Genomic DNA, 12,706 nt, shown 5'->3' on the forward strand with positions numbered 1-12,706 from the left:
TGCCGCATGCGGAGTGTTCTGTCTTTGACAGGAGGACGCAAACTCTGCATGAATTTTGTCGAGCGGGTCTGAAGTCAGGCCACGTTTCTGGCAGGCACCGGAGGAGGTGTCGCGATTTGGAGGAATCCCATGCTGAACAGACGCCGATTCTTGATGAGCACCGCGGCAGCAGGTGCTGCCGGACTCGCGCAATCGCATTTTATCCCCGCCTTCGCGCAGGACGCGCCGCAGCTGCAGATTTTCGTGCCAGCGGCGCCAGGCGGCGGCTGGGACCAGACGGCGCGCGCCATGGACCAGGTGCTGCGCAGCGAAAAACTGATCTCCGGCTCGCAGATCACCAATGTCGGCGGCGCCGGCGGTACTGTCGGCCTGCCGCAATTCGTCAACCAGTGGAAGGGCAAGGGCAATGCGCTGATGGTGGCTGGCATGGTCATGGTCGGCGCGATCATCGCCAACAAGGCGGCTAACAACCTTACCGAGGTCACGCCAATCGCCCGCCTTACTGGCGAGTTTGAGGCGCTTGTGGTGCCGGCCGCCTCGCCATTCAAGACTGCGGCCGACTTTGTTGCCGCCCTCAAAGCCGACCCGACGCAGGTTCCGGTCGCCGGCGGTTCGGCTGGCGGCTCGGACCACATCTTGTTCGGCCTCATCGCCAAGACCGTCGGTGTTCCGGCCACCAATCTCTCCTATGTGCCGTTTGCCGGCGGTGGCGAGGCGCTCTCGGCGCTGCTCGGCAACCAGGTCGCGGCCGGCATCTCCGGCTATGGCGAGTTCGCCGAACAGGTCAAGGCGGGTGCGCTGCGGCTGCTGGCCATCTCCGCAGATAAACGCCAGGAGGGAATCGATGCGCCGACGATGAAGGAAGCCGGCATCGATGTCGAGCTGTTCAACTGGCGCGGCGTCTTCGCACCGCCCGGCGTCTCGGACGCCGACAAGGCAGCAATGATCAAGCTGATCGAGACCATGGCCAAGAGCGACGCCTGGGCCACCGAATGCAAGAACCGCAACTGGACGCAGATCCTGCTCACCGGTGACGATTATACGAAATTCGTCGCCGAAGACACGGCCCGCATCGGGACGATACTCAAGGACCTCGGCCTGGCGTGATGCTCTCGGCAAGGGGCGGCCTGCGCCAACCCTTGCCGACTTTCGCCAGCCGCATGGACATACGCGGCGCCGGAGGTGAAACTAGGCCGAGATCGGCCGAGTAAGACCGGTCCAGGGAGAACCGGCCCTCGGGGCTGGCATTGGGAGGACGATGATGAGCACCAGCGACCAGCATGCGCCGCCGCGCCTTGCAGTGCCCGAACTGCTGATCGGCGTCGGGCTCCTCGCCTGTGCCGGTGCGGTTGCCTGGCAGACGCTGGCAATCCCGGTGTCGCCGCTCTATTCCAAGGTCGGTCCGACCGTCTTTCCCTACATCACCATGACCGGGATGATGATCCTGTCGCTGCTGCTCATCATTGCCGCCTTGCGGGGCGGCTGGCAGCCGGAGGACGAAAAGGAGACGCCGACCGACTGGAAGGCGATGGGCATCGTCGCCCTCGGACTGATCGCCAACCTCGTGCTGATCCAGCCGCTCGGCTTTACCGCGGCATCTGTCATCATGTTCGTTCTCATCTGCCACGGTTTCGGCAGCCGGCGTCCGCTGCGTGACGTGCTGCTCGGGCTGATCCTGGCGCTGGCCGCCTATTTCGGCTTTGCCAGGGCGCTCGGCGTCAATATCGGCGCCGGCTTCATCGAAAACCAGCTGAACGCGATCGTCGATTCGGTCATTGCCATGCTGAGGGGCTGACGCCATGGAAACGCTCGGCCATCTCGCGCACGGATTTTCGGTCGCCTTCTCGCCGATCAATCTCATATGGTGCCTGGTCGGCACCACGCTGGGGACTGCGATCGGCGTGCTGCCCGGCCTCGGGCCGGCACTGACCATCGCGCTGCTGTTGCCGATCACCTATCAGGTGGCGCCGGAGGCGTCCTTCATCCTGTTTGCCGGCATCTACTACGGCGCCATGTATGGCGGCTCGACGACATCGATCCTGCTCAACACGCCTGGCGAAAGCGCCACCATCGTCACCGCGCTGGAAGGCAACCGGATGGCCCGCTCCGGCCGTGGCGGTGCGGCCCTGGCGACCTCGGCGATCGGCTCCTTCGTCGCCGGCACGCTGGGCACCATCGGCGTTGCCTTCCTGGCGCCGATCGTCGTCAAATTCGCGCTGGCCTTCGGCCCGGCCGAATATTTCTCGCTGATGGTTCTGGCCTTCATCACGGTTTCGGCAGTGCTCGGCTCGTCGTCGGTGCGCGGCCTGACCAGTCTGTTCGTCGGCTTCGTCGTCGGCATGATAGGCGTCGACCTGCAGACGGGGCAGCCGCGCTTCACCTTCGGCACGAGCGAATTGCTCGACGGCGTCGACGTCATCGTCGTCGCCGTTGGCCTGTTCGCCGTTGGCGAGACGCTTTACATGGCCTCGCGCCGCTATGCCGGCAAGGACAATATCGTGCCGTTGAAGGGCTCGCTCTACATGACCGCGGCCGAATGGGCGCGCTCGTGGAAGCCATGGCTGCGCGGTGCCCTGATCGGCTTCCCGATCGGTGCCATGCCGGCTGGCGGCGCCGAAATCCCGACCTTCCTGTCCTATGCGATCGAGAAGAAACTCTCCAGACACAAGGAGGAGTTCGGCACCGTCGGCGCCATCGAGGGCGTTGCCGGGCCGGAGGCCGCCAACAATGCATCCGCGGCCGGCGTGCTGGTGCCGATGCTGACGCTCGGCCTGCCGACCTCGGCGACCGCCGCGATCATGCTGTCGGCATTCCAGAGCTACGGCATCAATCCCGGGCCGCTGCTGCTGACGACACAGGCCGACCTGGTGTGGGGGCTGATCGCCAGCCTGTTCATCGCCAATGTCATCCTCGTCGTCCTCAACCTGCCGCTGATCGGGCTCTGGGTGCGATTGCTGAAGATCCCGGCCCCGCAACTCTATGCCGGCATCCTGGTGTTCGCCACGGTTGGCACTTACGGCATCTCGCAATCGCCGATCGACCTCGCCATCCTCTATCTGCTCGGTGCCGCGGGCTTTCTGATGCGGCGTTTCGATTTCCCGACCGCGCCCGTCATCATCGGCATGATTCTCGGGCCGCTTGCCGAAACGCAGTTCCGCCGCGCGATGACCATCTCGAATGGCGACTGGACGGTGTTCTACAAGCATCCGCTGTCGCTGACGCTGCTGACGCTGGCCTTCATCGGGCTGGTCGGGCCGCATATCTGGGCTTACATCGAGCGCAGGCGCTTGCGCGGGCCGGAGCACGTGCCGGGCGATGCCTGAGCTGTTCGCGACGTCATGACCGACCTGCTTTCCGGCATCCGCGTTCTCGACCTGACCAATGTGCTGGCCGGCCCCTATTGCGCCTATCAGCTGGCGTTGCTCGGGGCCGACGTCATCAAGGTCGAGACGCCGCAAGGCGGCGATCTGGCGCGCCAGCTCGGCGCCTCTCCGGAGCTCAACCGGGCGGGCATGGGCGCTTCGTTCCTGGCGCAGAATGCCGGCAAACGCTCGGTGGCGCTCGATCTCAAGCAGGAGGCCGACCGCGAACGCTTCCTCGATCTGGTCGCTTCGGCCGACGCGCTGGCCGAGAATTTCCGCCCCGGCGTAATGGACCGGCTGGGGCTTGGCCACGCCAGGCTGAAAGAGGTCCGGCCAAGCCTTGTCTATTGTGCGATATCGGGCTTCGGCCAGACCGGGCCGATGCGCGACAATCCAGCCTACGACCAGATCATCCAGGGTCTTTCCGGGATTATGAGCATCACCGGTACACCGGAAACGGCGCCGCTGCGTGTTGGCTATCCGGTTGCCGATACACTTGGCGGGCTGGTCGGGGCGTTCGCCATTACCGCCGCATTGGTCAAGCAGAAGACGACAGGCGAGGGCGCGTTCCTGGACGTGTCGATGCTCGAATGCACGCTTTCTGCGCTCGGCTGGCCGGTGTCGAACTATCTGACGGCGGACGTCGAGCCGCAGCCGATGGGCAATGAAAACATGACGGCCGCACCGTCTGGCGCGTTTCGCACCGGCGACGGCTTGCTCAACATCGCAGCCAACAAGCAGGAGCAGTTCGTCGCGCTCTGCCGATTGATCGGCCGGCCGGAGCTGGCGTCGGATGTCCGCTTTGCCGAGCGAGAAACGCGCAAGCAGAACCGCATTGCATTGAAAGCGCTGATCGAGGATGCCTTGGCGAGCGGCTCGGCCGCCGCCTGGGAGGAGACGTTCAATCGCGCCGGCGTGCCGGCAGGCCGGGTGCTGACAATCCCGCAGGTACTGCAGGAGCGACAGGTGATCGAGCGCGGCATGACGGCGCGCTTCCCGGCAGTGTCCGGGATGGACAGGCCGCTGACCGTGGTGCGCGGCGGCTTCATGGTCGATGGCGAGGCACCTTTGCCGAGCAGGCCGCCGCCGGGGCTCGGCGAGCATATGGACGAGGTTTTTGCCGGCCTGCCGCCACGCGCCAGGAAAAGAGCGAAGGCATGAGCGGCACGGAAAAGAAGGCATGAGCGACACGGAAAACAAGACTGGCCGCGCGCGCGGCGAGGAATGGTGGCAGACCGGCATCATCGAGATGCGCCCCGGCGTCATCCGGCTGCGCGGCTATGAAATCCAGGATCTGATCGGCCGCGTCAGCCTTCCGGCAATGATCTGGCTGATGCTGCGCGGCGAACTGCCAAGCGAGGAGCAGGCGGCGCTGCTTGGCATCGCGCTGGGTGCTGCCGTCGACCATGGGCCGCAGGCGCCGTCGATCGCCATCGCCCGTATGGCGATCACCTGCGGCGTCGGCATCAACAGCGCCATGGCATCAGCCGTCAACGTGCTTGGCGATGTGCATGGCGGCGCCGGCGAACAGGCGCTTTCCTTCTACGGAGACATCGCTGCCGAACTGGACGCCGGCATGCCGCTTGCGGACGCCGTGTCGGCGCGGCTCGATCGTTTCCTTGCCGGGGAAAACGGCTATGTGCCCGGGCTCGGCCATCGCTTCCATCCGGTCGACCCGCGGGCGCCCCGCCTCATCGAGCTAACCCGCGACTTTGCCGCGCGCGGCGTTGTCAGCGGGCGCTTCGCCGATATCGCCGAGGCGATCGAGGCCGAGGTGGCGCGGCGCAAGGGCAAAAAAATCCCGCTCAATATCGACGGCGCCACGGCCGTCATCTACGGCGAGCTCGGCTTTCCGCCGCCGCTGACGCGCGGCCTTTTCGTGCTGTCGCGCTCGGTCGGCATCCTCGCACATGCGTGGGAACAGTCGCAGGAAAGCGACCGCAACAAGGGGCCGCTGCCGCGCGAATGGCTGTGGGCCTATACCGGCACGCCGGCGCGGCGGCCTCTGCCCGAGGAAGACGATGGCAGTCAGTGAGGCATCGGTTCAAGAGACGGCGGCGGCGGGCGCTGGAACCAATTCCATCCCGACACAGTCGGGGCAGGCCTCCATCTTCTATTGAGCGGGATCTTTTCCGAACGCCGGACCCTGCTTTTTGGGATTATGCTCCAGCTCGGCAATCCTGATGTTCCTCACCAGCGTCGAAAGATCCGGCTCGTCGATGAGCAACGCCGCGTCGGCTGGTGCCAGCCACGCACGCTGACGCCTCTTGGATTCCTGCCAGTCGGCAAGTTCCTCGGTTACCTCCAGCAAATAGACGACGACGTCGACACGGACGAAGAGGTTCGCCAGCCGCTTCCAGTAGCAATAGGTGCCGGCCGGTTGTTTCAGTGTCTTGCCGAGAACGCCGGCTTCTTCCTGTGCTTCGACAGTGGCCGCCTTGCGGCCGCTCTTGCCCTTCATCGGCCAGCCCTTCGGCACGATGAAGCGCCTCGTCGTTCGCGATGTGACCAGCATCACCTCGACATCGCCATGCTCGTTCAGCCGAAAGGGAATCGCCGCGACCTGGCGAACCCCGTCGCCCTTCCTTGCCTTGCGTACAACCTTCTTCTTGCTGGCTGCCATTCGATAATCCAGTCGAATCGGTGCCCAAACGGCAAGGGCAGCGTTGCAAAGTCGGCCGCTTTCAACGGGGGCGCAAGCGGAGCGGTTTCCACAATATATAAGTCGGCTAAATAAATGGAAAGGGCCGGTCGTCAGCGGCAGGTGCTGACAAAGCCGCTCCCCGACGGCAGCAACTGGCAAGTTGGCCTCATCTGCGGCACCTCCTGCCGTTGAGGTGTTGGGATTTGGCGATCCTGGGCACGGTACTGCTGTTGCTGCTGCTGGTATTGCTGCCGCCGCAGCCTGTTCTCCAACATCTGCAACTGGTCTTGCTGGATCAACACGTTGCGGTCGGCGGGACTGACGACCTGTGCCGATGCAGCAGGATTTACGCCCGACAGCATCGCCGCGGTCAGCATTGCCAACCCTAAAAACGTCAATAGACGAAGCCGTGACATCCATTCATTCCCGCACAAAACCGATCTTTCCTTAATATAGGGCTTTTGTCCGGCGACACCATGGCCGCCGCTGATTTGAAGCGGATTGGAAGAGGCATTTCGGCTTCGGATGCTCCTCGCGTCAATCGACTTCGCGCAGCCGGTATCCGACGCCGGTCTCGGTCGTGATATAGCGGGGCTGGTCGGGCGTCTTCTCAATCTTTAGCCTGAGTTGCCGGACATAGACTCTGAGATATTGAACGTCGGTGGAATCGCCCCAGACTTGCTTCAGCAGGAACTGGTGGGTGAGAACCTTGCCGGCGTGCTGCACCAAGGTGCGAAGAATGTCGTATTCCTTCGGCGAGAGCTTTATCTCCTTGTCCTCGATCTTGACGACGCGCTTCACCAGATCGACGGAGAGGTCGCCGGTTTGGAACACCGGTCTCTCACCCTGCTGCTGAAACTTGTGGCGAAGCGCTACGCGGATGCGTGCGACAAGCTCGTTCATACCGAACGGCTTGGTGACATAGTCGTCGGCGCCGAGTTCGAGGGCGGACACGATGCCGGCCTCATCAGTGCGGCTGGAAAGAATAACCACGGGAATGTCCAGGCCATCATCCCGCCATTTGCGCAGCAAATCATGGCCGCTCATGCCGGGGAGGCCGAGATCGAGCAGCACAAGGTCCGGCTTTTCCGTCTCGATGAGTTCAATCGCCGCCCTGGCGTTCGGCGCCTCGCTGATCGCATAGCCTTGGCTGCCAAGCCCGACGCGAAGCAGTTTCCGGATCGGCGGTTCATCGTCGACCACCAATATCCTGACGTCCAGGCTCGTCATGCCAGATCGTCCATATTTTGATGGCCCGCATCGGGTTCGCCGAGGTTGGGCAGTTCCGCCGGCACCACCTGCATCCTGATGGTGAAAACCGCCCCCGAGCGGTCGGACCTGTTTGCCGCCGAGAGCGTCCCGCCCATCGCTTCGATGAAGCCGCGGCAAATCGACAGGCCGAGCCCCGTGCCGGCACGCACCTGGTCACCCTTGCGCACACGGTAGAAAGTGTCGAAAACGCGCTCCAGGTCCGCTGGCGGAATGCCTGGTCCCTCATCCATGATCTGTAGGATGACGAAGCCGTTGTCGGCCCAGGCTTGCAGGCGGATCGTCGAACCTGGCGGCGCGTATTTTGCAGCATTGTCGAGGAGGTTGAACAGCACCTGTTCGAACAGAACGGGGTCGACCCGCAACATCGGCAGATCCGATGGAATGTCGATCTCGGTCTTATGCTCGCCGACGATTTTGCGGGCCCGATACAGAGCTGAACCGACAATGTCGCCGAGATAGTGAAACGCATAGTTCGGCTCCATCGTGCCGGATTCGATCTTGGTCATATCGAGCAGATTGGCAATGAAGCGGTTAAGCCTCTCCGCTTCATCGAGCACGGTCGACAGCAGTTCCGTCCGGTCCTGCTCGGGAAGTGCGGCCTCGAAGTCCCTGAGTGTTCCGGCCGCGCCCATGATGGCGGCAAGTGGCGTCTTCAAATCGTGGGAAATGGAGGTGAGCAAGGCCGAGCGCAGACGGTCTGCCTCGGCCGCGAGCTTGGCCCGGTCAACATCGGCGACGAGCTGGATGCGCTCGATGGCGACCGCCGCCTGGTCGGCGAGCGCATCGAGCAGACGCTGCTGCTCGGGTGTCAGCAGCGGACCTTGCTTGTCGTTGTCGAGGCCGACAACGCCCACCGCCGTGCGTCCGGTCCGCAAGGGCAGATAGAGGCGCTTTGCTCCGGGCAGCGTGTCGGCGCCGCGCCCGGCGGCGCGGTTATGCTCCCAGGCCCAGCGGGCTGCTGCGATGTCGGCCTCGGCCAGCGTGTCGTCGGGTGGGTAGCCGGCTTTGACCGCAATTGTGCCGTTCTCCGGCAGAAGCAGCACCACGCGCAGCTTCAGCATCGAGGCGATCTGGAAGGCAGTCGCCCAGAGAACGTCATCAAGCGTCCCAGCGCCGGCGAGCTTCTTTGAGAAGAGATAAATATCTTCTGTGGCGCGTGCCCGCGAGCGCGCAGCGACCGCCTGACGCTGCACGCGCGCTGTTAGATTGCTGGCAATGACCGCAACAACCAGGAAGACAGCCAGCGCAACGATGCTCTCCGGATCCTCGATCGTCAGCGTGTAGCGTGGTTCCAGGAAGAAATAGTTGAAGGCAATGGCGCTGATGAGGCAGGCATACAAAGCCGGCCAGAGACCGCCGGTCACCGCCGACGTCAGGACCCCAATGAGAAAGATAATCGCCAGATTGCGGACGTCGAGAAACTGGTCGAGAAGAACGGCGAAGGCGAGCGAGCCAACAACATAGGCCGTGGCCCTGAGATAGGGCCAGATCTCGAACTGCCACTGCTCGTCCGCCGCCTTGACGGTCCTCGACGTCGCCTCGGCGTTGCGTTCGTTTCCCGAAATGACATGGACGCTGATGTCGCCGGCATTGCGGATGAGATCGTAAGTGAGCGAGCCTTCGATCAATTCCCGCCAGCGCGATCGGGTCGGCCTGCCGATCACGATATGGGTGAAGTTGTTCGCCGTCGCATGCCGAACGATGTCTTGCGCGACGTTCTGACCCGGAATGGTCGTCACCTCGGCACCGAGCTGCTCGGCAAGGCGCAGCTGCGTCGCCAGCCGATCCTTGTCCTCCTCGGGCATGGCAGCTGAATGAGGGGTATCGACATGAAGCGCCGTCCAAGGGGCGCGGAGCCGGTCGGCCAACCTCCGCGCATAACGTACACGGGCCGCCCCGCCCGGACGCGCATCGACGCAGACGAGAACCCTTTCCCCCGCCGCCCAAGGCCCGGGTATCGCGTGGGCCTGCATGTGGGTCAGCAACTGCTCGTCGACCCGCTGGGCAGTGCGGCGGAGCGCCAATTCCCGGAGCGCCGTCAGATTGCCCGGCGAGAAATAGTTCTCGATGGCGCGCTGGGCGGTGCTGGGGATGTAGACCTTGCCTTCCTCAAGCCGCTTGATCAGATCGTCGGGAGTGAGGTCGATGATCTCGATGTCGTCGGCCTGGTCGATTATGGAGTCGGGGACAGTTTCCCGCACCCTGACGCGGGTGATCTGCGCCACCACATCGTTGAGGCTCTCGACGTGCTGGATATTCAGCGTCGTGTAGACATCGATGCCGTGCGTCAGGATTTCCTGGACGTCGAGATAGCGCTTAGGGTGACGGCTGCCGGCGACGTTGGTGTGGGCGAGTTCGTCGACCAGAACTAGCGCCGGGTGCCGGGCGAGGATGGCGTCGAGATTCATCTCCTCAAGGATCCGCCCCTTGTAATCGATCTCAAGGCGAGGAATGACCTCGTAGCCTTCGACCAGCGTCTGGGTTTCCTTGCGGCCGTGCGTCTCGACGATGCCGATCACCACGTCGACCCCGTCGGCCAGCCTGGCGCGGCCCGACATCAGCATCTCGTAGGTCTTGCCGACACCGGGGGCGGCGCCGAGAAATATCCTCAGGCGACCGCGCTCCTCCCGCTCGGCATGCTCGAGCAGCGCGTCGGGAGAGGGCCTGGTTTCGGCGGTGCGGCTGTCGTCTGGCATAAGGGTCAATCATGGACGGCGCCGGCTTCGGTGTCGATCCCGGCGCCGGTCCTTCACTGTTTCATCGCATCGTCCAGCGCAAGGTTGAGGGCCAGCACATTGACCACCGCCTCGCCGATGAATCCCAATTCGCGATCTTCGACATGGCTGTCGACAAGCGATTTGATCCTGGATTCATCGACGCCCCTGGCCTTGGCCACCCTGGCAACCTGAAAATAGGCCGCATCGGGGCTGATATGCGGATCGAGGCCGCTGCCGGACGTGGTGACCAGATTCATCGGTACCGGCTGGCTCGGTTTTTCGGCTCTCAGCTTTTCGGCGTCGCTCTTGATCCTGTCGATGAGCTTCGGGTTGGTCGGGCCGAGATTCGAGCCTCCCGAGGCGGCGGCATTGTAGCCGTCGCCGGCAGCCGACGGGCGGCCATGGAAGTAGCGGTCGCTTTCGAAAGCCTGGCCGATCAGCTCGGAACCGACGAGCTTGCCGTCCTTCTCGATCAGGCTGCCATTGGCCTGGCGCGAAAACAGCGCCTGGGCAATGCCGGTCATGCCGATCGGATAGACCAAACCCGTCAGAATGGTGAAGAAGACGATCATGACGATCGCGGGCCTGATTTGATTGAGCATCGACGTGGTTCCTTAGGCGAGACCGAGAGCGGTGATGGCCATGTCGATCATCTTGATGCCGACGAAGGGCACTACGACGCCGCCAAGGCCATAGACAATGAGATTGCGGCTGAGCAGCGCACCGGCGCCGACCGCGCGGTATTTGACGCCCCTCAGCGACAGCGGGATCAGCGCAATGATGATCAGCGCGTTGAAGATGATGGCCGAGAGGATAGCGCTCTGCGGCGTCGCCAGATGCATGACATTGAGCGCTTGCAGCGGCCCGGCGGTCTGGCCCGGGGCGATGTAGAAGACGGCGAATATTGCCGGGATGATGGCAAAATACTTGGCCACGTCGTTGGCGATGGAGAAGGTGGTCAGCGAGCCACGCGTCATCAGCAGCGCCTTGCCGATTTCGACGATCTCGATCAGCTTGGTCGGATCGCTGTCGAGATCGACCATGTTGCCGGCCTCGCGCGCCGCGACCGTGCCGGTGTTCATGGCAACGCCGACATCGGCCTGCGCAAGGGCGGGCGCATCGTTGGTGCCATCGCCGCACATCGCGACCAGTTTGCCTTTAGCCTGCTCGTCGCGGATCAGCTTCAACTTGTCCTCGGGCGTCGCCTGGGCAAGGAAGTCGTCGACGCCGGCTTCCGCCGCGATCGCCGCCGCGGTCATCGGATTATCGCCGGTGATCATCACCGTGCGGATGCCCATGCGGCGCAATTCGGCAAAGCGTTCTGCGATGCCGCCCTTGACGATGTCCTTCAGATGGACGACGCCGAGCAGGCGCCCGTCGCGCTCGACCGCGAGTGGAGTGCCACCCGATTTGGCGATCTCGTCGGCGATCGCCTGAAGGTCGCGGACGGTGTCGCTGCCGGGGCGCGTACTGCCTGTGGCAACGGTCGAGAGGTTGACGTGGGCAAGTACCGCATCGACTGCGCCCTTGCGGACCGAGGAGCCTTCCAGATCGACACCGCTCATGCGGGTTTGCGCGGTGAAGGGCACGAAAGTCGCGTGCAGGCTTGCCATGTCGCGGGCGCGGATGGCGTATTTTTCCTTCGCTAGGACGACGATCGAGCGGCCTTCCGGCGTTTCGTCGGCAAGCGAGGCAAGCTGAGCCGCGTCGGCCAGTTCCTGTTCGGTGACGCCCTTGACCGGACGAAATGCCGTCGCCTGACGGTTGCCCAGCGTGATGGTTCCGGTCTTGTCGAGCAGCAGCGTGTCGACATCGCCGGCCGCCTCGACGGCGCGGCCCGACATGGCGAGCACGTTGAAGCGCACCAGGCGGTCCATGCCGGCAATCCCGATAGCCGACAGCAGGGCGCCAATTGTGGTCGGGATCAGGGTAACGAACAGGGCGACCAGCACGGTCACCGAGATATAGCCGCCCGAATACGAGGCGAAGCTCGGGATCGTCGCCGTCGCCAGCACGAAGATCAGCGTCATGCCGACGAGCAGGATGTTGAGCGCGATCTCGTTGGGTGTCTTCTGGCGCTCGGCGCCCTCGACCAGCGAGATCATGCGGTCGAGGAACGTATGACCGGCAGCCGCAGTGATGCGTACGCGGATCCAGTCGGACAAGACCTGCGTGCCGCCGGTCACCGCCGAACGATCGCCTCCGGATTCGCGGATGACCGGTGCGGATTCGCCGGTGATGGCCGCCTCGTTGACCGACGCCACGCCTTCGACCACCTCGCCGTCCGAGGGGATGATGTCGCCGGCTTCGACAAGGACGATGTCGCCGACCTTCAGGCTGGTGCCGGGCACCAGTTTGAACTTGCTGCGGTCGCCACCGTTCAACAGCTTGGCCTGCGTCTCGGTTCGCGCCCGACGCAGCGAGTCAGCTTGCGCCTTGCCGCGGCCTTCGGCCACCGCTTCGGCGAAATTGGCGAAGAGCACGGTGAACCACAGCCAGATGATGATCTGCAGCGTGAAGCCAAGATCGCCGCCGCTGGTAACGAGATCCTTGACGAACAGCACGGTGGTGAGCGCCGAGACGACGGCGACGACGAACATCACCGGGTTTCGCATCAAGGTGCGCGGGTTCAGTTTTCTGAAGGAACCGCCGATAGCGGGCCACAGAATGCGGGTATCCATGATGCTCACGGATTTCGACGGGCTCATTTG

At 63.8% G+C, this 12,706-nt stretch carries 11 protein-coding genes; 5 read left to right on the forward strand and 6 right to left on the reverse strand.

Features of this window, described 5'->3' with window-relative positions; translation table 11 throughout:
* Positions 1 to 129 precede the first annotated feature (129 nt).
* From NKI18_RS02980 to NKI18_RS03000, 5 genes are all read left to right on the forward strand, one after another.
* Complete coding sequence (locus NKI18_RS02980; RefSeq protein WP_352448305.1) at positions 130 to 1,107, forward strand: Bug family tripartite tricarboxylate transporter substrate binding protein; 978 nt, start codon at positions 130 to 132, stop codon at positions 1,105 to 1,107.
* 154 nt (positions 1,108 to 1,261) lie between these two features.
* Positions 1,262 to 1,795 carry a tripartite tricarboxylate transporter TctB family protein gene (locus NKI18_RS02985; protein ID WP_352616456.1) on the forward strand — a complete coding sequence of 178 codons (534 nt, stop codon included), beginning with the start codon at positions 1,262 to 1,264 and terminating at the stop codon, positions 1,793 to 1,795.
* A gap of 4 nt (positions 1,796 to 1,799) precedes the next feature.
* Positions 1,800 to 3,323, forward strand: coding sequence for a tripartite tricarboxylate transporter permease (locus NKI18_RS02990; RefSeq protein WP_352616454.1), 1,524 nt, complete (start codon positions 1,800 to 1,802; stop codon positions 3,321 to 3,323).
* Positions 3,324 to 3,338: 15 nt separating this feature from the next.
* On the forward strand, positions 3,339 to 4,523 hold the full coding sequence (locus NKI18_RS02995; protein ID WP_352616451.1) for a CaiB/BaiF CoA transferase family protein: 1,185 nt from the start codon (positions 3,339 to 3,341) through the stop codon (positions 4,521 to 4,523).
* Between the two features lie 19 nt (positions 4,524 to 4,542).
* Positions 4,543 to 5,397, forward strand: coding sequence for a citryl-CoA lyase (locus tag NKI18_RS03000; RefSeq protein WP_352616448.1), 855 nt, complete (start codon positions 4,543 to 4,545; stop codon positions 5,395 to 5,397).
* Between the two features lie 78 nt (positions 5,398 to 5,475).
* Here the strand turns inward: NKI18_RS03000 and NKI18_RS03005 are convergent, their stop codons facing one another.
* The 6 genes from NKI18_RS03005 to kdpB form a co-directional block, all read right to left on the reverse strand.
* Positions 5,476 to 5,985: an NUDIX hydrolase gene (locus NKI18_RS03005; protein WP_352616445.1), complete on the reverse strand. Its 510-nt coding sequence runs from the start codon at positions 5,983 to 5,985 to the stop codon at positions 5,476 to 5,478.
* A gap of 131 nt (positions 5,986 to 6,116) precedes the next feature.
* Positions 6,117 to 6,422, reverse strand: coding sequence for a hypothetical protein (locus tag NKI18_RS03010; protein WP_352616443.1), 306 nt, complete (start codon positions 6,420 to 6,422; stop codon positions 6,117 to 6,119).
* Between the two features lie 121 nt (positions 6,423 to 6,543).
* Positions 6,544 to 7,236 carry a response regulator transcription factor gene (locus NKI18_RS03015; protein WP_352616440.1) on the reverse strand — a complete coding sequence of 231 codons (693 nt, stop codon included), beginning with the start codon at positions 7,234 to 7,236 and terminating at the stop codon, positions 6,544 to 6,546.
* Positions 7,233 to 9,974, reverse strand: coding sequence for a DUF4118 domain-containing protein (locus tag NKI18_RS03020; protein ID WP_352616437.1), 2,742 nt, complete (start codon positions 9,972 to 9,974; stop codon positions 7,233 to 7,235). The genes NKI18_RS03015 and NKI18_RS03020 overlap by 4 nt, the downstream gene beginning before the upstream one ends.
* A 53-nt stretch (positions 9,975 to 10,027) precedes the next feature.
* The gene (kdpC, locus tag NKI18_RS03025; protein ID WP_352616434.1) at positions 10,028 to 10,597 is read right to left on the reverse strand and encodes a potassium-transporting ATPase subunit KdpC; all 570 of its coding nucleotides are present in this window, start codon (positions 10,595 to 10,597) and stop codon (positions 10,028 to 10,030) included.
* A gap of 12 nt (positions 10,598 to 10,609) precedes the next feature.
* Positions 10,610 to 12,703: a potassium-transporting ATPase subunit KdpB gene (gene kdpB / locus NKI18_RS03030; RefSeq protein WP_352465925.1), complete on the reverse strand. Its 2,094-nt coding sequence runs from the start codon at positions 12,701 to 12,703 to the stop codon at positions 10,610 to 10,612.
* Positions 12,704 to 12,706 lie beyond the last annotated feature (3 nt).

The sequence above is a fragment of the Mesorhizobium sp. M0800 genome, from assembly GCF_040320095.1.
In the GTDB taxonomy this organism is placed as follows: domain Bacteria; phylum Pseudomonadota; class Alphaproteobacteria; order Rhizobiales; family Rhizobiaceae; genus Mesorhizobium.